General features: G+C 61.4%; 13 protein-coding genes. 5 read left to right on the top strand and 8 right to left on the bottom strand.

The genetic code is table 11. The features are described from left to right. Window positions 1–72 precede the first annotated feature (72 nt). From AC1DU9_RS20115 to mfd, 3 genes are read right to left on the bottom strand one after another with little or no spacing between them, the layout of a single operon-like run. Entirely contained in the window at window positions 73–2,766 is a 2,694-nt protein-coding gene (locus tag AC1DU9_RS20115; protein ID WP_477810687.1) for an SNF2-related protein, read from the bottom strand. 5 nt (window positions 2,767–2,771) lie between these two features. Beyond that, complete coding sequence (locus AC1DU9_RS20110) at window positions 2,772–3,350, bottom strand: CsiV family protein (RefSeq protein WP_223463215.1); 579 nt, start codon at window positions 3,348–3,350, stop codon at window positions 2,772–2,774. Window positions 3,351–3,360: 10 nt separating this feature from the next. Beyond that, complete coding sequence (gene mfd / locus AC1DU9_RS20105; RefSeq protein ID WP_477810686.1) at window positions 3,361–6,810, bottom strand: transcription-repair coupling factor; 3,450 nt, start codon at window positions 6,808–6,810, stop codon at window positions 3,361–3,363. A 363-nt stretch (window positions 6,811–7,173) separates the two neighbouring features. Here mfd and AC1DU9_RS20100 point away from each other — a divergent pair, with 363 nt between their 5' ends. Further along, window positions 7,174–8,637: a glyceraldehyde-3-phosphate dehydrogenase gene (locus AC1DU9_RS20100; protein WP_007974029.1), complete on the top strand. Its 1,464-nt coding sequence runs from the start codon at window positions 7,174–7,176 to the stop codon at window positions 8,635–8,637. A gap of 603 nt (window positions 8,638–9,240) precedes the next feature. Here AC1DU9_RS20100 and nudE read toward each other — a convergent pair. The 3 genes from nudE to AC1DU9_RS20085 all read right to left on the bottom strand — a co-directional run bounded on the left by nudE (window position 9,241) and on the right by AC1DU9_RS20085 (window position 12,187). Then, window positions 9,241–9,789: an ADP compounds hydrolase NudE gene (nudE, locus tag AC1DU9_RS20095; RefSeq protein ID WP_223463217.1), complete on the bottom strand. Its 549-nt coding sequence runs from the start codon at window positions 9,787–9,789 to the stop codon at window positions 9,241–9,243. An 87-nt stretch (window positions 9,790–9,876) separates the two neighbouring features. Beyond that, entirely contained in the window at window positions 9,877–11,007 is a 1,131-nt protein-coding gene (locus AC1DU9_RS20090; protein ID WP_223463218.1) for a helix-turn-helix transcriptional regulator, read from the bottom strand. Between the two features lie 136 nt (window positions 11,008–11,143). Further along, the gene (locus AC1DU9_RS20085; RefSeq protein WP_223463219.1) at window positions 11,144–12,187 is read right to left on the bottom strand and encodes a 3-ketosteroid-9-alpha-monooxygenase, oxygenase component; all 1,044 of its coding nucleotides are present in this window, start codon (window positions 12,185–12,187) and stop codon (window positions 11,144–11,146) included. A gap of 146 nt (window positions 12,188–12,333) precedes the next feature. On the opposite strand from AC1DU9_RS20085, the gene AC1DU9_RS20080 reads away from it, so the two are divergent. The 4 genes from AC1DU9_RS20080 (at window position 12,334) to AC1DU9_RS20065 (ending at window position 15,913) form a co-directional block, all read left to right on the top strand. Then, window positions 12,334–13,173 carry an SDR family NAD(P)-dependent oxidoreductase gene (locus AC1DU9_RS20080; protein ID WP_477810685.1) on the top strand — a complete coding sequence of 280 codons (840 nt, stop codon included), beginning with the start codon at window positions 12,334–12,336 and terminating at the stop codon, window positions 13,171–13,173. Beyond that, window positions 13,160–14,086, top strand: coding sequence for an alpha/beta hydrolase (locus AC1DU9_RS20075; protein WP_477810684.1), 927 nt, complete (start codon window positions 13,160–13,162; stop codon window positions 14,084–14,086). The genes AC1DU9_RS20080 and AC1DU9_RS20075 overlap by 14 nt, the downstream gene beginning before the upstream one ends. Continuing rightward, window positions 14,083–15,198 (top strand): 3,4-dihydroxy-2-butanone-4-phosphate synthase, encoded by a 1,116-nt coding sequence (locus tag AC1DU9_RS20070; RefSeq protein ID WP_477810683.1) that lies wholly within the window; start codon window positions 14,083–14,085, stop codon window positions 15,196–15,198. The genes AC1DU9_RS20075 and AC1DU9_RS20070 overlap by 4 nt, the downstream gene beginning before the upstream one ends. Before the next feature lie 256 nt (window positions 15,199–15,454). Then, window positions 15,455–15,913: an REP-associated tyrosine transposase gene (locus AC1DU9_RS20065; RefSeq protein ID WP_477810682.1), complete on the top strand. Its 459-nt coding sequence runs from the start codon at window positions 15,455–15,457 to the stop codon at window positions 15,911–15,913. A 527-nt stretch (window positions 15,914–16,440) separates the two neighbouring features. Here the strand turns inward: AC1DU9_RS20065 and surE are convergent. Further along, window positions 16,441–17,418, bottom strand: a complete 978-nt coding sequence (gene surE / locus AC1DU9_RS20060) for a 5'/3'-nucleotidase SurE (protein ID WP_477810681.1) — start codon at window positions 17,416–17,418, stop codon at window positions 16,441–16,443. A gap of 78 nt (window positions 17,419–17,496) precedes the next feature. Further along, window positions 17,497–18,651 (bottom strand): DUF1329 domain-containing protein (locus AC1DU9_RS20055; RefSeq protein WP_477810680.1); only part of this gene is annotated, 1,155 nt, incomplete at its 5' end.

The following is an 18,651-nucleotide window of genomic DNA, read 5'->3' as shown; positions in this document are numbered from 1 at the left end:
ACTTTTGCGGACACCATAGAACCTGTGGGAGCGAGCTTGCTCGCGATGGCGGACTTAAAAACGCCGAAGATCTCAACGCTTTTCGAGGTTTTCCGGCAGCGGCGCAAACAGCGCCTCGATATCATCGTTCTGCAGTTTCCAGTCCCCGGCCTTGCGCCCGTCCAGCACGCCGGCCGCGAGGTCGGACTTTTCCTTTTGCAGGTGCTGAATCTTTTCTTCCACGGTGCCGCGTGCGATGAGCTTGTAGACGAACACCGGCTTCTCCTGGCCGATGCGATATGCCCGGTCAGTCGCCTGGTTTTCCGTCGCCGGGTTCCACCACGGGTCATAATGAATCACCGTGTCCGCTTCGGTCAGGTTCAGGCCAACGCCACCGGCCTTCAGGCTGATCAGAAATATCTGACGTTTGCCGCTCTGGAATTCCTTCACCGGCGTGCGGCGGTCGCGGGTCTGGCCGGTCAGCAGGGCGTAGGCCACGCCGCGTTTGTTCAGTTCGTCCTCGATCAGCGACAGCATTGAAGTGAACTGCGAGAACAGCAGGATCCGCCGACCTTCCTCGAACAGTTCTTCGAGCATTTCCATCAGGCTGTCGAGCTTGCCTGACGTGCTGCCACGGGTTGGCAGGGTCGCCTCGTTGACCAGGCGCAAATCGCAGCACACCTGACGCAGCTTGAGCAGGGCTTCGAGAATGATGATCTGGCTGCGGGCCACGCCTTTGCGGGTGATCTCGTCGCGGACTTTCTTGTCCATGGCCAGGCGCATGGTTTCGTATACATCGCGTTGGGCCTCGTTGAGCTCGACCCAGTGGATGATCTCGGTCTTCGGCGGCAACTCGGTGGCCACCTGTTCCTTGGTGCGGCGCAGCAGGAAAGGTTTGATCCGGCCGTTAAGGTGCTGAAGCCTGACCTCGCTGGCGCGCTTTTCAATCGGCACGCGGTAATCGCGGTTGAAGCTTTTGACGTCGCCCAGCCAGCCGGGCAAGAGGAAGTGAAACAGCGACCAGAGCTCACCGAGATGGTTTTCCAGCGGTGTGCCGCTCAGGCACAGGCGCTGCCGGGCGTTCAGTTCGCGGGCGGCGTGGGCTGCCTTGCTGCCGGGGTTCTTGATGTATTGCGCTTCGTCCAGCACCAGTATGTGCAAGGGCTGCGCCGCCAGGCGTTCGACATCCTTGGGCAGCAGTGCATAGGTGGTCAGGATCAGATCGTAGTCGGCCAGCTTGTCGAAGTGCTTTTTGCGGCTGGCACCGTACAGCGCCAGCACTTTGAGCTGCGGCGTAAAGTGCGCCGCTTCGTCGAGCCAGTTGGGGATCAGGCTGGTCGGCATCACGACCATGCACGGCCGGTCGAGGCGGCCGGCGTTTTTCTCGCTCAGCACGTGCGCCAGTGTCTGCAGGGTTTTGCCCAGGCCCATATCGTCCGCGAGAATTCCACCCACTTCCAGTTGTCGCATCGATTGCATCCAGCTCAAGCCCTCAAGCTGATATGGGCGCAGAGTCGCATTCAAACCTTCCGGGGCCGCGGCAGTGTGGTCCTTGATGTCGCGCAGGCGCTGGGCAAAGGTGCGGATCTGTTCGCCACCCTCCCACAGTAGTGGCATGTCTTCCAGCGGGTTCAGGCGCGTGGCATCGGCCTTGCTCAGGCGCAGCGTGGTGTCGCCGGGCTCCTGCAGGTAGAACTCGCCGAGGGTGGCCAGCACCGGCTTCAAGCGGCCGAAGGGCAGGGCGACTTGCAGTGGGCCGTGCTCGGAGTTCGGGCGATTGGGGATGTTGACCAGGATCAACTCGTCGTCGCGTCGTCGGGCAAGGCGTTCCGGGTTGAGGATTTCGGTGTGGGAGCGCATCAGGTTGAGCAGGATCGGCAACAGGCTCAGGCGTTCGCCGTTGACGATGATCCCCAGTTCCAGGTCGAACCAGTCGCGCTCCGGTGCCTGTTCGACCGTGGCGTACCAGTCGTCTACCGCCGTCAGGTCGAAACCGAAGTCCTCGTCGATCTGCAATTCCCAGCCCTGGGAGCGCAACTTCGGCAGTTCATTGAGGGTAAAGGTCAGCCAGGCGCTGTCATTGACCATCTCGAACAGCTCGCCGGCACTTTCCGGCAGGGCCTTGCTTTGCCGGGTGGCAACTTTGAAACCGAGGATTCGCAACTGTTCCCGGTAGGACTGTTCCACTTCCGGGTGGCGTTTTATCCGCAGCGTCTGGCTTTCCTGACGAATCAGGATGTCGGAGTTTCTCTGTCCGCAAACGTACTCGTCCAGGTAACTGAAAGACAGCGCCGCCCGATGCTGGATGTACCGCTGCATTCGGCCATTGCGCGGTTCGAATGCGCTGAACTCGATGCTGGCCAGCCACAGGCGCGGTAACGGTTGCACATTGTCCACCAGCACTTGCGGCGGGGCTTTCGGGCTGCGGTTTTCCAGGACTGCCTGGAGTTTTTCCAGAAGTTCGGCGTCTTTGGCGGCAGCGGGGTAGTCGAGGGTTTCCTGCACTTGCAGGAGCACCGCTGCGCAATGTTTGCAGTTGTTGTGGACCGGGCACGAGCAGGTGGCGTCGACCATCAGCAGCGTGCCCTTGGCTGACTCGCGCAGGCGAATGGTCTGGCGGTAAACGTTACTGCCTGAGCCTTCGCAAGCGGCGATGATCGTGGCGTCGCCGACCTCGACGATTCTGACACGATTCTCCAGCGCATAACGGCGGCCACGCTCCAGGCTCTGTTCCTTGAATCGGCTGACCCAGGACGGTGCCAGGGGTTTGCTCAGGGCCGCAGACATGGGAATCAGTCCGGAATTTCATCGGGGACTGGCCGAGGGGCGGGAGCGGTCAGAGAGGTGATCTTGATCAGCAGGCCGAGGTGGCCGTTATCGAGGAAGTTCAACTGGCCGTTCTTGGTGTGGCTTTCCTGTTTCAAGCGCTCGCTGGCGGTCACCATGCCATTGGCATCGATCTGATTGACCCAGAAATCGGCGTCGACGTCGGTAAAGCGTCCCAGCGTCATGTTCAGCGTGCCCTCGATCGGGAACTGACCATATTGTTCCTTGCCGTCGCTGATCGCCACTTTGCTGGCGTTTTCGCCGAGAGTCTGTTGCCAGGCCTTGTGCAGCAACACCGTGTAGTCGGCGCTGCTGGTGAGTTTTTCCACCTCGCCATTCAGGCTTGGCGTACGCAAGCTGTCGGGGCCCACGGGTTGGGCGCCAGCGGCCCAGTCTTCCGGTGCGGCGCGGCTGACAATCGCCGGCACGGCGTTTTGACGGACCAGAATCATTTCGACCTGATACAGGTCATCGGCAAATGCCGTGGGTGCGACCAGCGCTGGAATTAGCAGGGTCAGCAAGGTCAGTGAGCGAAACAGGCGCATGCGGCGTCCTTCAAGCAGTTTTCGGAACGAGGCGCTCGAACAGCGCCTCTACAGTATTAAAGCGCTCTTCCGGGCGCTCCATCGGAACCATGAACTTGAACATCGTGGCGCCTTCGAATTTGTAGCGTTTTGGCTGGCCCTGGATCAGCTTGATCAGGGTCAGCGGGTCGACCGGCGTCTGTGCGGCGAACTCGACGCGACCGCCTTGCGGGCCGCCATCGACTTTCTTGATGCCCAGTAGCTCGGCCTGCAATTTCAATGCAGTGATGCGGATCAGGTTCTTGGTCGGTTCCGGTAACAGACCGAAACGATCGATCATCTCCACCTGCAAATCCTTGAGGCCGTCCTCATCGGTGGCCGAGGCAATGCGCTTGTAGAGAATCAGGCGGGCGTGGACATCCGGCAGGTAGTCCTCGGGAATCAACGCCGGAACCCGCAGGTTGACCTCCGGACCGCCGCCGAGCGGTTGGTCGAGGTTCGGCTGCTCGCCCTTGCGGATCGACTTCACTGCGCGCTCGAGCATTTCCATGTACAGCGTGAAGCCGACCGCCTGGATCTGCCCGCTCTGGCCGTCGCCGAGCAGTTCGCCGGCGCCACGGATTTCCAGGTCGTTGGTGGCGAGCACGAAGCCCGCGCCGAGGTCCTGGGTGTTGGCGATCGCTTCCAGGCGCTTTTCCGCGTCCGGGGTAATTTGCTGGCGCGGTGGCGTCAGCAGGTAGGCGTACGCCTGGTGGTGGCTGCGTCCGACCCGGCCGCGCAACTGGTGCAATTGTGCCAGGCCGAACTTGTCGGCGCGCTCGATGATGATGGTGTTGGCGCTCGGTACGTCGATGCCGGTCTCGATGATGGTCGAGGCGATCAGCACGTTGAAGCGCTTGTGGTAGAAGTCGCTCATCACCTGTTCGAGTTCGCGTTCGCGCATCTGCCCGTGGCCGATGCCGATCCGTGCTTCCGGCACCAGTTCGGCGAGGTCGGCGGCGCATTTCTCGATGGTCTTCACATCGTTGTGCAGGTAATAGACCTGGCCGCCACGCAGCAGCTCACGCAGCAAGGCCTCTTTGACCGTGCTCTTGKTCTGCTCCATGACGAAGGTGCGTACCGACAGGCGACGGGCTGGCGGCGTGGCGATGATCGACAGGTCACGCATGCCCGACACCGCCATGTTCAGCGTGCGCGGAATCGGCGTGGCGGTCAGGGTCAGGATGTCGACTTCACTGCGCAGCGCCTTCAGTTGTTCTTTCTGGCGCACGCCGAAACGGTGTTCCTCGTCGATGATCACCAGCCCGAGGTTTTTGATCTTCACATCGTCCTGCAGCAGCTTGTGCGTGCCGATGACGATGTCGATCTTGCCTTCGGCCAGGTCCGCGACCGCCGCGTTCACTTCCTTGGTCGACTTGAAGCGGCTCATCACTTCCACGGTCACCGGCCAGTCGGCGAAGCGGTCGCGGAAGCTGTTGTAATGCTGCTGGGCGAGCAGGGTGGTCGGCACCAGAATCGCCACCTGGCGTCCACCGTGGACTGCAATGAACGCGGCGCGCATCGCCACTTCGGTCTTGCCGAAGCCAACGTCGCCGCACACCAGGCGATCCATCGGCCTGGGCGCGAGCATGTCTTCGCGCACAGCTTCGATGGTGGTTTGCTGGTCCGGGGTTTCTTCGAACGGGAAGCCGGCGCTGAAGGTGGCGTAGTCGGCTTTCGGATCGGCGAAGGCGTAGCCTTCACGGGCGGCGCGGCGGGCATAGATGTCGAGCAGCTCGGCGGCCACGTCACGCACCTGTTCGGCGGCTTTGCGCTTGGCTTTCTGCCAGGTCTCGGAGCCGAGGCGGTGCAGCGGGGCCAGGGCATCGTCGCTGCCGGTGTAGCGGGCGATCAGGTGCAGGTTGGCCACCGGCACATAGAGCTTGGCGCCTTCGGCGTATTCCAGGGCAAGGAATTCGGCGGTCTGGTTGTCGATTTCCAGGGTCGCCAGGCCCAGGTAGCGGCCGACGCCGTGGTCGATGTGCACCACCGGCGCACCTTCGCGCAGCTCGGTGAGGTTCTTGATGACGGCATCGTTGTTGGCATCGGCGCGTTTTTCGCGGCGACGGCGCTGCATCACGCGCTGGCCGAACAACGGGCTTTCGGCAACCAGGGCCAGGGCCGGGTCGTCCAGCAGCAGGCCTTCATCGAGCGGGGCGATGGTGATCGCCAGACGTTCCTTGCCGGCGACAAAGTCTGGCCAGCTGTCGACGGTTTTCGGTCGCAGCTTCAGGCGTTCCAGCAGTTCCAGCAGCACCTCGCGGCGGCCTGCGGATTCGGCGGTAAACAACACGCGACCGGGGAACTGGTCGAGGAACTCCGCCAGTGCCGCCATCGGCTGGGTGGCCTTGGCTTCGATGGCCAGGTTCGGCAGCTCCCGGGCGGGGAAGCACTCGCGACCGCTACCGCTTTCTACATCCTGTTGACTGGCCACCACGCGCGGCCAGTTCTTCAGGCGCGCGAAGCAGTCCTCCACTGGCAGGAACAGTTCGGCGGGAGGTAATAAAGGACGGGAGGGGTCGACGCGGCGTTCTTCATAGCGATTGCGCACGTCGTTCCAGAAGTTTTCCGCGGCCTGTTCGATACCGGGCAGCGAGAATACTTGCGTGTCCTGGGGCAGGTAATCGAACAGCGTCGAGGTTTCTTCGAAGAACAGCGGCAGGTAGTACTCGATGCCGGCTGGCGTAATCCCGCTGCTCAAGTCCTGGAAGATCGGGCAGCGGCGGAAGTCGACGTCAAAACGCTCGCGGAACCGGGCCTTGAAACGGGTGACCGCTTCTTTCTGCAGCGGGAATTCCCTGGCCGGCAACAGCTTGACCGAGTCGACTTTGTCGATCGAGCGCTGGTTCTCCGGGTCGAAGGTGCGCAGGGTTTCGATTTCGTCGTCGAACAGATCGATGCGATACGGCAGCTTGCTGCCCATCGGGAACAGATCGATCAGCGAACCGCGAACGGTGAACTCGCCGTGTTCATACACCGTATCGACGTAGCGATAACCCGTGGCTTCAAGCCGGGCGCGCATTTGCTCGACGTCGAGCTTCTGGCCGATATCCAGCACCAGGCTGCTGCCGAGCAGGAATCTGGTCGGTGCCAGGCGATGCAGGGCGGTCGTGATCGGCACCACCAGCACGCCATGGCTCAGTTCCGGCAGCCGGTACAGGCTGGCGATGCGCTGGGAAATGATGTCCTGGTGCGGCGAGAACAGGTCGTAGGGCAGGGTTTCCCAGTCGGGAAAGTGCAATACGGGCAAATCCGGGGCGAAGAAACCCAGCTCCTGTTCCAGCCGTTCGGCACTTTGGCTGTCGGCGGTCAGCAGCAGGGTAAAGCGCTTGGCAGCGCTGGCGGCCTCGGCGATGGCCAGGCTCAGGGCGGCACCGGGCAGGTTGCCCCAGTGCTGTTTACCTGCCGCGGCAGGGAGAAGCGGTAGACGCAGAACGGGCACGGAAGGTTGAGCTCCAAGCGTTGCGACAAAGTCGACAATTGTAGCGGTCAACGATGCCGCCTGTCAGTTGCTGACTGCGTCTAAAGCGACGGTCTGATGAAATGTAGTGGTAAAGACAAAATTCAGCGGTTTTTTACCGGAAATTACTGAATATGTAGTGGCAAATACAACGAGTGTTACGGAGGGTTACGGATAAGGACGCGTGACCTCCAAAAAATTGACTTCGCTGCAAGCCCCGGTTTTATTGGGCTTGCGCGAGGCGTAAGTTTTTTGAACGACGATTTGTTACGAAAAGCACGACGGGCGCGCATTGCTACAGCTGTCACTCGGCGGCATAATGTAGCCCCTTTTTTCTGCCCCTACATGTGGAAGGTTCCCGTGACTCAGAAGCCCGACCAGTGTCTTGGTGAATGGATCGACCGTGAAGCACTCGCAGAAGCGATGATTCCGCTTATCGGTCAGCTCTACCGCAATAACAACGTGGTGAGCTCGATCTATGGCCGCAGCCTGATCAATCGTTCAGTCATTGCGATTCTCAAAGCTCACCGCTTTGCTCGTCACCGTCAGTCCGACGAAAGCGAGCTGTCCGTCCACGAAACATTCCCGCTGATCAAGGCGATGAGCGAGCTCAAGCTCGGCGCCGCTTCGGTGGACCTGGGCAAGCTGGCGGCCAAATTCAAGGCCGAAGGCAATGGCCGTACTGCCGAGCAGTTCGTCCGTGAAGAACTGGCTGACGTGGTTGGCCAGCAGAACGCTTCGGCCCGCAAAGGCACCGACGTTGTCCTCTACGGCTTCGGTCGTATCGGCCGTCTGCTGGCGCGCATCCTGATCGAGAAAACCGGTGGTGGCGACGGCCTGCGCCTGCGCGCCATCGTGGTCCGCAAGGGCGCCGAGAACGACCTGGTCAAGCGCGCCAGCCTGCTGCGCCGCGACTCGGTCCATGGCCCGTTCGATGGCACCATCACCATCGATGAAGCCAACAACACCATCACCGCCAACGGCAACCTGATCCAGGTTATCTACGCCAAGAGCCCGGCCGAAGTCGACTACACCCAGTACGGCATCGAAAACGCTCTGATCGTCGACAACACCGGTGTATGGCGTGACGCCGACGGTCTGGGCCAGCACCTGGCCTGCCCGGGCGCTGCCCGCGTGATCCTCACCGCACCTGGCAAGGGCGCGCTGAAGAACATCGTGCACGGCATCAACCATGGCGACATCACCCCTGACGACAAGATCATCTCGGCGGCGTCCTGCACCACCAACGCCATCGTGCCGGTGCTCAAGGCAGTCAACGACAAGTACGGCATCGTCAACGGCCACGTCGAAACCGTTCACTCGTTCACCAACGACCAGAACCTGATCGACAACTTCCACAAGGGCAGCCGTCGTGGCCGCGCCGCGCCGCTGAACATGGTCATCACCGAGACCGGTGCCGCCACCGCAGCCGCCAAGGCGTTGCCAGTGCTCAAGGGCAAGCTGACCGGCAACGCGATTCGCGTGCCTACGCCGAACGTGTCGATGGCTATCCTGAACCTGAACCTGGAAAAGGCCACCACTCGCGAAGAGATCAACGAGTACCTGCGCCAGATGGCCATGCACTCGGACCTGCACAAGCAGATCGACTACGTGAGCTCCCAGGAAGTGGTTTCCACCGACTTCGTCGGCTCGCGCCACGCAGGCGTAGTGGACGCGGAAGCGACCATCACCCAGGATAACCGCGTTGTTCTGTACGTCTGGTACGACAACGAGTTCGGTTACAGCTGCCAGGTGGTTCGCGTGATGGAAGACATGGCCGGTGTAAACCCGCCAGCATTCCCGCGCTAAGCCTTAGCTGCAAATGAAAACGCCCCGACCTTGGTTGGGGCGTTTTTGTTTGTGCTGCTTTTGTCTGTTGAGGGGTGTGTTGTTCGCGCTGGCCTCATCGCGAGCAGGCTCGCTCCCACAGGATTATTGGCCGTTCCCGGGATCTGTGCCTGGCTGCATTCCCTGTGGGAGCAGCCGGTCGACGCTCGATTGCTCGCGATGGCGGTGTGTCAGGCGCCATTGATGCTGGATGTGCTGGCCTCATCGTCGGATCGCCGCCCGGACCAAGCCCGCTCCCACAGGATTATTGGGCGTTCCCGGGATCTGTGTCTGGCTACATTCCCTGTGGGAGCAGCCGGTCGACGCTCGATTGCTCGCGATGGCGGTGTGTCAGGCGCCATTGATGTTGGATGTGATGGCCTCATCGCGAGCAGGCTCGCTCCCACAGGATTATTGGCCGTTCCCGGGATCTGTGCCTGGCTGCATTCCCTGTGGGAGCAGCCGGTCGACGCTCGATTGCTCGCGATGGCGGTGTGTCAGGCGCCATTGATGCTGGATGTGCTGGCCTCATCGTCGGATCGCCGCCCGGACCAAGCTCGCTCCCACAAGAGGATGGCGTCTGTGTCAGGTGCGTCGGGCGAGGGCGCCCATGGCCATGAACAACGCCGCAATCGCCCTGGCTTCGTGGAGTTCACCACGTGCCACCAACTCGGGGATTTGCGCCAGGGGCACCCGCAGGCATTCCAGCGGCTCGGGTTCGTCGCCGGCCGATTGGCAGGGGCTCAGTTGTTCGGCCAGTACCACCCGGTAGCGATGGCACAAGTGTCCCGGTGCCAGGGTCAGTTCGCCCAGTTCGGTGAGACGTGCTGCGCGCATGCCGACTTCTTCGCTCAGCTCGCGCTGCGCCGCCTGCAAATAGTCCTCATCGGGTTCAGCGCCGCCCTTGGGCAGGCCGAGTATGGTTTTTTCCACACCGACTGCGTATTCACGCACCAGCAGCACATGCTCTGGATCAGGCATCGCCACCAGCATCACCGAACGATAACCGGTGCCGCGCAGGCGTTCGTAGACCCGCTGCTGGCCGTTGCTGAATTGCAGGTGCAGGGCTTCGATCTGAAAGTGGCCGCTTTGCGCCAGCAGTTCAGTCTTGAGGATGGTTGGGCAGTTGCGCATGGGGCAGTCCCCTGTTTGGGATAAAGACACTGTGCGCTGTACAGCGGGGGCCGCCATCGTCCGAGCGGACGAGGTCGGCAGTCGGGCTTAGCCGAGGGTCGCCACGCTGCGCAGGATCAGGCGCACCAGCATGGTCTGGCGGGTCACGCCGGTTTTGGAGAAGGTCGAGCGCAAGTGCGCCCGCGAGGTATTGCGGCTGATGCCCAGTTCTTCCGAGGCTTCGTCGAGGGTCAGGCCGTTGGCCAATAACATGGCAAGCTGGGTTTCCGCCGGGGTGAAGTCGAACAGCGCACGAACGATTTCCTGCGGGGCGGTGGACTGTTGTTCCGGGTCGCTGATGAAAATCACCACGGTCGGGCATTGCTTGCCCTCGCTCCAGTCGGTCAATGGCACCGAGCGCACGATGATCCCCAGGTCCGCTTTGCCGGACGGCCGCTGCACGCGCAGGGCTTCGACCACCGACGGGTTGCTGCTCTTCTGCGACAGCAGCGACTGCTTGACCAGTCGGCGGAACTCTTGGGTGTCCCGGGCCGTACCGACCTGCAGGCCATCGTTGACCAGTTTGATGCCGTCCTTTTCCTGGATCAGCCGGTCGGCGACCTGGTTGGTCTGCAGCACCTTGCCGGACTCGTCGAGGATGATCGTGCCGACCGCCATCTGGTTCACCGCGCCGGCGTACAGGTTGCGCTCGGCTTCGATGCGGTTGAGTTGCATGTGGATCTTGATCGAACGTTCCAGGTGCGCAATGAAATGCGTGAGCATGGCCTTTTCTTCATTGCCGAAAGGCTTGTCGTCACGTCCGCGGCTGATGCGAATGCGGCACTGGGCGCCGTCGACGGTGTTGATGTCGGCACCGAGGATGTGGAACACGTCCACAGGTTCAAGGAAATTCTTGTAGAACTCGGAGTTTTGCCAGTCGTCGTTGGAAACGAACTCGGCGAGGGTCACGACCTGGCGGTTGGGCAGGTCGACAAAGGGGTCGAGGCTGAAAAAGTGTTTGTTGTACGACGCAGTCGCCTCGGTCGAGGTGCCGGTGGTGTTGACCATCAATCCGTCCACGTGGGCGCTGGGCGGACGCAGGATGAAGGTCACGTACTTGCTGTTCAGATGCACATTGAGCTGATTGAGAAAAGTCGCCCAGGGAATGGTTTCCAGCGGCCCCTGATAGAGGTTGCCGAGCAAATCACTGAACGTATCGAGGCTGAGGCTCTGCTGCATGGGGAAAAACCGTTTTTATTATTAGCGTTGGCGGTGGCCGAGAATAAGCGCCGGTATCGACTCCTTGCAACGCTCGGGCTCAAGGCCTGACCGGCGGCTGCCGCTCAGGCCCGGGGCGGGCGAAAAGCCGCTGACGTCAGACCCGTTCGCTGGTGCGCACGACAAACTTTTTGTGTTCGGCAGCGTCCGCCGACAGCGCTTCCACATCGGTATAGAACTGCTCGTACCAACGACGCAACTGATAGACCGGACCGTCACCGTCACACAGCAGCGGGTTGTCGACGCGGGTCTTGCTGTGCCAGATGGCCACGTCTTCGTAGAAGGCTGCCTGAGCCTGCGCCACGTAGGCCTTGGCCATCGCCTGGTTTTGCTCCTCGCTGAGCCCCGGGATCTTTTTCACCAGCACGCCGTAGCGCAGGGTGAAGCTGTCCAGGTCGATCGGCACGTGGCAGTTGAGCAGGATCGAGTGGATCGGCTGGCCGTTCATCGCGCCGTTCATTTCGGTGATCTGATAGGCCGGGCCGAAGTAGGTGGCTTCGGTGGTCAGCACGCTGTCACCGGACAGGCGCTCACTGCGGGCACGCATGATCTGAGTCGCCAGGTGGCCCTGGAAAATGTTGATGAACTCCTCGACCGGCGCGCCGTGCACAGTGCCGAAGTGCGCCATGTCGGCGATGTTGTCGATCAGTTCGCGGCAGTTGGTGCCAATCTGCAATTCGGCGACTTCCCATGCCGCCCATTCGTCGCTGTAGCAGGCGTCGATGCGCGGAATGCGTTGCTCAGGCAGCGGCGGGTTGCCTTCAGGGTCATTCCAGACGAATAGCAGTTGGTTTTCTTCCATGATCGGCCAACTCTTGATTTTGGCCCGTGGCGGGATGCGCTTGGCATAGGGGATGTCATCGCACACGCCATCGGCCCCCCAGCGCCAGGCGTGGAACGGGCAGCGGATCGAGTTACCTTCAACGCAACCGGTGCTCAGGTCGGCGCCCATGTGCGGGCAGTAGCCATCAAGAATATGCAGTTCGCCGTCTTCACCCTGGAACGCCACCAGACGGGTGCCGAACACCTCCAGGCGATGGGCCTTGCCGTCGCGGTATTGCGCGGCCAGGCCCAGGCAATGCCAGCCGCGGGCGTAGCGGTCTTCCAGCAGTTTGGCTTCGATGCGGTGCAGGGTACTCATCTTATTATTCTCCCAAGGGATCACGGGTTTGGCGCATGTAACGGATTCTGCCGGCCCTGTAAAAGCGGGCATCGTCTGAATGGACGATGGCTGCTTTTGGTTGGCCCGCTCTACTGGCGTCATTGGACCCATGGCAGGAGTTGGCGATGAGTAATGAACAAGGGCCGGTAGCGGTGATTACCGGGGCCGCCAGTGGTATTGGCCGAGGCTTGGCCGAACACGCGGCGAAGCTGGGCATGCGCCTGGTGCTGGCGGATCGGGATGCAGCGGGCCTGCAAGCCCTGTGCGACGAATTGCAGGCCCGCGGTGCGCAAGCGATTGTCTGCGTCACCGATGTCGGTGATGTAACGCAGGTCGAGCGCTTGCGTGATCGGGCTGTCGAGCAATTTGGCGGGGTGGACCTGCTGTTCAACAACGCCGGGGTGATGCAAACCGGCTTAAGCTGGGAAATCACCGAGGCGCAATGGCAGCGCATACTGGACGTCAACCTCAACGGCGTGATCAACGGCATTCGCAGCTTTGTGCCGCTGCTGCTCAGCCAGGGCCGGGCAGCCCATGTGGTCAACACGGCGTCCCTTGCCGGGCTGGTCAGCAGCCCGCTGATGGCGCCGTACAACGTGACCAAGCAAGCCGTGGTCGCGCTCTCGGAAACCCTGCATTACGAACTCGCCATGATCGGTGCGCCGGTGTCGGTTTCGGTGCTGTGCCCGGGGCCGGTGGCCAGTGAAATCATGGCGTCGAACCAGATGGCGGGTACCGCCGGATCCGACTTCAATCAATTGCTCGACAGCACCGTTCGCCAGGGTATGACCCCGGCGGAGCTGGCCGCGCAAGTGTTCGACGCCGTCGCGCAAAAGCGTTTCTGGATTCTGCCCCACAAGGGTTTCAAACCGGCCCTTGAGCGCCGCGTACAAAGCATCCTGGGAGAAACCAATCCGCAGTTTCAAATGACTGACGTAGAGGACGATGCCCATGCCGCTCGATAAGCAGATCGCTGGAGTCCTCCAGCAGTTTCGCGACATCCCGGAACCCGATTTCAGTCAGGTCGATGCCGCACAGTACCGGCAGTTCTCCGACAACCTGCTGCCGGCCATTCCCGGCGATCCGATGAGCGAGGTGCGCGACCTGCGGGTGGCCGGCGCGGACGGTGAACTGGACGCACGGCTGTACCGGCCATCGGAAGCATTCAATCTGCCATTGCTGGTGTTTTTCCATGGCGGCGGATTTGTCATGGGCAATCTCGATACCCACGACAATCTCTGCCGTTCGCTGGCCCGTCAGACCGAGGCGGTGGTGGTATCGGTCGCCTACCGACTGGCGCCGGAAAACAAGTTCCCGGCTGCACCGCTCGATTGTTATGCGGCCACCTGCTGGTTGGTTGAGCACGCAGCTGAACTGCGCGTCGACGGCAGCCGGCTGGCCTTGGCCGGGGACAGCGCCGGGGGCAACCTGGCGCTGGCTGTCAGTCAGTTGGCGGCACGACACCAGGGGCCGAAGGTCAGCTATCAGTGTCTGTTTTACCCGGTCACTGACGCAGGTTGCGACTCTCAGTCCTTCGAAGAATTTGCCGAGAGCTATCTGCTTTCCGCCGGGATGATGCGCTGGTTCTGGCAGCAGTACCTGCAAGACGTCGGGCAGGCGGATGATCCATTGGCCTCGCCCATGCGCGCCGAGAGCCTGGCGGGATTGCCGCCAACGACCCTGATTACCGCCGAATTTGACCCCTTGCGTGATGAGGGTGAGGCAATGGCCGAGTGCCTGCGCGAGGCCGGAGTGCCTGTGCGGGTTCAGCGTTGTGACGGCATGATCCACGGTTTTATCAGCATGGCGCCCTTTGTCGAAGGGGCGGCATATGCCTTGTCCGATGCGGCGGCGGACCTGCGCGAGGCACTCCAGTGAACGGCCTGGCTTTCAACACGGTGCCGCAACTCATCGAGGCCATTGGCGCCGGTCAGATGGTGGTGATCACCGACGACGAACACAACGGCGAAGGCTCATTGCTGATGGCCGCCGAACAGGCCGGGGCCGAGGCCGTCACGTTCATGGCGGTGCAGGCACGCGGGCTGATTTGCCTGGCCCTGACCGAGCAACGCTGTCGCGCGCTGGGCCTGGACCTGATGGTGCCCAACTCCCGGGCGCGACATGGCGTGGGTTTTACCTGCTCGATCGAAGCAGCCACCGGAGTGTCCACCGGCATCTCGGCGGCGGACCGGGCGCGCTCGATCCAGGTGGCGGTCGACCCGGCCAGCGTTCCGGCGGACCTGGTGCAACCSGGGCATATCTTCCCGGTGCAAGCCTTGCCCGGTGGCGTGATGCAGCGGGCGGGGCATGTCGAGGCCGCTTGCGACCTGACGCGACTGGCGGGGCTGCAACCGGCGGCAACGCTGGTGGGCATTCTCAACGAGGACGGGGAACTGGCCCGTGGTGCCGAGTTGCATGAATTCGCCCAGCGGCATGGCTTGCGGATCGGCACCATCGTCGACCTGATTCACTACCGCATTCTGCATGAAGGTACGATCGAGCGCGGCGGCGAATATCCGTTGCAAACCCGCCACGGCGAGTTCCAGGTGACCACCTATCAGGACACCTACAAGGGCTCGTTGCACCTGGCGTTGGTCAAGGGCCGGATCGACAGTACGCAACCGGTGCTGGTGCGGGTGCAAAGCATCGAGACATTGCGGGATGTGCTGGGGTGTGAAAGCGAAGACGGGTCACAGCAGTGGACTCTCGAACGTTCACTGGCGAGCATCGCCGCCGCCGGTAACGGCGTGCTGGTGCTGCTGGCGCAAAAGGAAACCGCCGACGGCGTGCTCGAACAGTTGCGCCAGCGAAGTGGCGGCAGACTGCGTACACCACAGTTTCCGCAACGAACCCTGGGCATCGGCGCACAAATCCTGCGCGACCAGAACGTCCGCAAAATGCGCCTGATGAGCTCGCCGGTGCCGTACAAGGCCGTGTCCGGATTCGATCTGGAAGTGACCGAGTTTGTGCCGTTCCAGCCGGCAGTCTGAAGCCAACACCTAAACCTGTGGGAGCGAGCTTGCTCGCGATGGCGGTCTGTCAGTCAACATCAATGTTGAATGTGCCGGCCTCATCGTCGGAACGCCGCCCGGAGCAAGCTCGCTCCCACAGTAATTTCGGTTGGTTGCATATTTTGCGTACACCCACTAACCCTGTGGGAGACACATCCAGTTAAAAGCTGATTCAACTCCCAAGCATCCACCGGTCTAGCCTTCCTCCTGAATTCACCATGGAGAGGGCAAAGGAATGCCTGAATTACCCGCTTCACATCGCCTGCGCACAGGCCGCTACCCTGAACCCAACAGGATTTACCTGCTGACGAGCAACACGCTGGACCGAGAACCGGTTTTCAAGGATTTCGGTTTGGGCCGGCTGGTCGTCAAGCAATTTCAGTATGCACAGGAACAATACTGGGCGAACACTTTTGCCTGGGTCATCATGCCCGATCATTTTCATTGGTTGATCGAGTTGCAGCAGTGCTCACTCAGTCAGCTGATGCAAAAAACCAAATCGTTGAGTACGCGAGCCGTGAACATGACTTCTGGTCGTAGCGGCAGTCTTTGGCAGCAGGGTTATCACGATCGGGCGTTGAGGCGGGATGAGGATCTGGTAAAGCTTGCACGATATGTCGTCGCCAACCCGTTGCGCGCGAGGTTGGTGGAGAAGCTGGGCGATTATCCGCTGTGGGACGCGATATGGGTCTGATCCAGTACCGCGTTGCCGCCATCGCGAGCAAGCTCGCTCCCACAATGATTTTTTGATACCCGCAGATATTGCGTACACCCACTAACCCTGTGGGAGCGAGCTTGCTCGCGATGGCGGAGTGTCAGTCGACATCGATGTTGAGTGTGTCGGCCTCATCGTCGGAACGCCGCCCGGAGCAAGCTCGCTCCCACAATGATTTTTGGATGCCCGCAGATATTGCGTACAGCCGCTAACCCTGTGGGAGCGAGCTTGCTCGCGATGGCGGAGTGTCAGTTGACATCTATTTTGAATGTGTAGGTCTCATCGCGAGCAAGCTCGCTCCCACACTGGTTTTTGGTTATCCACAGATATTGCGTACACCCGGTAACCCTGTGGGAGCGAGCTTGCTCGCGATGGCGGAGTGTCAGTCGACATCTATTTTGAATGGGCCGGCCTCATCGTCGGAACGCCGCCCGGAGCAAGCTCGCTCCCACAATGTTTTTTGGATGCCCGTAGATGTTGCGTACACCTGCGAGGGCTGCATTCGCTTAAGGCTTGATGCCTTGCAACATCTTCTTCGCCTGATCCTGCACCGCCTGCGGCGCGATCATGTTGCCGTCGATCACGGTGATCACCGCGTGGCCTTGCCACAGTTGATAGGCATCGGCCTTTTGCTGGGCTTCGGTCGGTGTCGACGGTGGGGCCAGGTTGACGTGGACCACGCCATCGGCGCTGCGCTGCGAAGTGAAGTTCACGCGATCCCAATTACCGATCGGGGCAAAGCTCACGCCTTTGACCTCATCGGGTTTCAGAGGCGGGTAGTTGAGGTTCAGGCCGCTGACTCCCGGCAGGCCGAGCACGTTCAGCTCGCAGTCATGTTTGTTTTTGCTACAGGATTTTTTCGCTTCGGTACCCGCCAGGCTCGCCTGCTCTATGACCTTCACGGCAAAGCGCGCCGTGTCGTCCATGGCGCCAAGGGTCTTGCGATAGCCCGCCTGCTGATCGCGGATGATCAGGTCCATGTCGATGGCCGTGGACACCGCCACCGCCGGAACTCCTTTGAACATGGCACGAACGGCGGCGTTGAGGGTGCCGGACATCTGCGTCAGCGGGCCGACGTTTTCGCCAAAATTGCTGCCTGACACCACCAGGTCTGGTGGCGAATCCTTGAGGATCACGTCGAGGCCGACGTTGACCGCATCCACTGGCGTGCCGATGGCGGAAGTCTTGCCGGCAGGCGAGGTGTAACCCTGTGGTGGCCCGACGCAAAATTTGCCCGGTGCCAGTTCGGTCATCCCCAGGGCCTGGCCGGGCACGACCACGCTGGCGGCGCCGATGCCGCTGCTGTCGTTCAACGGCCCGACCAGGGTGACCTTGTGCCCGGCAGCGGTCAGGGCGCGGTACATCGCATCGATGCCGGGCGCGCGGCAACCGTCGTCGTTGGTCAGCAGGATGTTCAGGGCATTGGCTTGCATCGACAGGCCAACGCTGGCCATGGCGATGACGCCGGTGAGGAGTTTATTCATGGGCAGTCTTCCGTGAAATCTACAGATTTGGAAAGGCACAACGCCCCGACCGAATGAATCGGTCGGGGCGCCAGGGGTTTAGCGGGTGCCGAGTTTGCGCAGGTTGCCAGGGGTGAATTCGTCTTCGGTGAAAGCGGTGGCGTTGAGCTTGGCCGGTTTCTGATCGATCAGCATCCGGTCAACCAGATACGAACCGGCGATCAGGTCGTGATAGATCCCGAGGCGAGCGTGGTAGCGCTGCATCTCGTAGGCATAGATCGAAGTCTGCATGTTGGTGCGCCACAACTGGCCACGGCTGTCGTAGTTGTCGGCCATGGTCGCGGACCAGGTGTCCTCGTCCAGGTACAGCACGCGCTTGGCGTACACGTGGCGGGCACCTTCCTTGAGGTCGGCCTGCAACACCCAGACGCGGTGCTTCTCGTAGCGCATGTACTGCGGATCGATGTGACCGGTGGTGGCCAGGATCTGGTCGGCCGTTACGCCTGGATCGTCGGTCTTGTAGTTGTGGTACGGAATGTAGATTTCCTTTTTGCCGACGATGGTCCAGTTGTAGCGGTCCGGCGCACCGTTGAACAAACGGTCTTCGTCGTACACACGAAAACCTCCCGCGCCGGTCGGCGAGTCGTAGCCCACGGTCGGCGCGCGACGTACCCGGCGTTGACCCGGGCTGTACTGCCAGGCCTGGCGGGGGGAGGAGGTCGGGTTGATGAACTCGTGACCGACCACGATCTCGCCTTTCTTGCGCACCGGTTCCAGGGTGGTGATCAGGAAGTTGGTGAGCACGCCGTTGGCCGTCTCCAGGGATTTGTCCGGACTGGACCAGATCGAGAAGATCTTGTAGTTGACTTCTTCGAGCACCTTTTCCTTGTTGGCGTACACCACCGCCTGGCCGTAGTTGGCCTCTTCAGTGTTGGCGCGCGACTGCAAGGTATGGTTGAACATCAACTCGCTGCCGTTCTTCGGGATCGGGAACGGCGAGGCGCCCCAGGCGTTTTTCGTGTCGTTGTTGTCATTGTCGAGTTCGGCAGTGACGGCGTTTTTCTTGATCAGGTCTTCCATGCGCTGATCGAGGCGGAAGTCGCGGTGGCTCGGGTACACCGGGATCTTGAAGGTATCAGGGTAACGCTTGAGCAACGCTTTCTGGCCATCGGTCAGGTTGTTGGCGTACTTGTCCACGTTCTTCGAATCGATCACGAACAGTGGCTTTTCCGCGGCGTACGGGTCCGGATACGG

The sequence above is a fragment of the Pseudomonas sp. P4_C1 genome (genome assembly GCF_056402155.1).
This window is presented reverse-complemented; position numbering and strand designations above follow the sequence as displayed.

What these genes read in the sequence shown, in the direction of transcription:
- surE (WP_477810681.1), bottom strand. Translation starts at nt 17,418, where the DNA reads ATGAATAAACTCCTCACCGGCGTCATCGCCATGGCCAGCGTTGGCCTG.
- AC1DU9_RS20090 (WP_223463218.1), bottom strand. Translation starts at nt 11,007, where the DNA reads ATGCAGCAGAGCCTCAGCCTCGATACGTTCAGTGATTTGCTCGGCAAC.
- AC1DU9_RS20065 (WP_477810682.1), top strand. Translation starts at nt 15,455, where the DNA reads ATGCCTGAATTACCCGCTTCACATCGCCTGCGCACAGGCCGCTACCCT.
- AC1DU9_RS20075 (WP_477810684.1), top strand. Translation starts at nt 13,160, where the DNA reads ATGCCGCTCGATAAGCAGATCGCTGGAGTCCTCCAGCAGTTTCGCGAC.
- nudE (WP_223463217.1), bottom strand. Translation starts at nt 9,789, where the DNA reads ATGCGCAACTGCCCAACCATCCTCAAGACTGAACTGCTGGCGCAAAGC.
- AC1DU9_RS20100 (WP_007974029.1), top strand. Translation starts at nt 7,174, where the DNA reads ATGTGGAAGGTTCCCGTGACTCAGAAGCCCGACCAGTGTCTTGGTGAA.
- AC1DU9_RS20085 (WP_223463219.1), bottom strand. Translation starts at nt 12,187, where the DNA reads ATGAGTACCCTGCACCGCATCGAAGCCAAACTGCTGGAAGACCGCTAC.
- AC1DU9_RS20110 (WP_223463215.1), bottom strand. Translation starts at nt 3,350, where the DNA reads ATGCGCCTGTTTCGCTCACTGACCTTGCTGACCCTGCTAATTCCAGCG.
- AC1DU9_RS20115 (WP_477810687.1), bottom strand. Translation starts at nt 2,766, where the DNA reads ATGTCTGCGGCCCTGAGCAAACCCCTGGCACCGTCCTGGGTCAGCCGA.
- AC1DU9_RS20080 (WP_477810685.1), top strand. Translation starts at nt 12,334, where the DNA reads ATGAGTAATGAACAAGGGCCGGTAGCGGTGATTACCGGGGCCGCCAGT.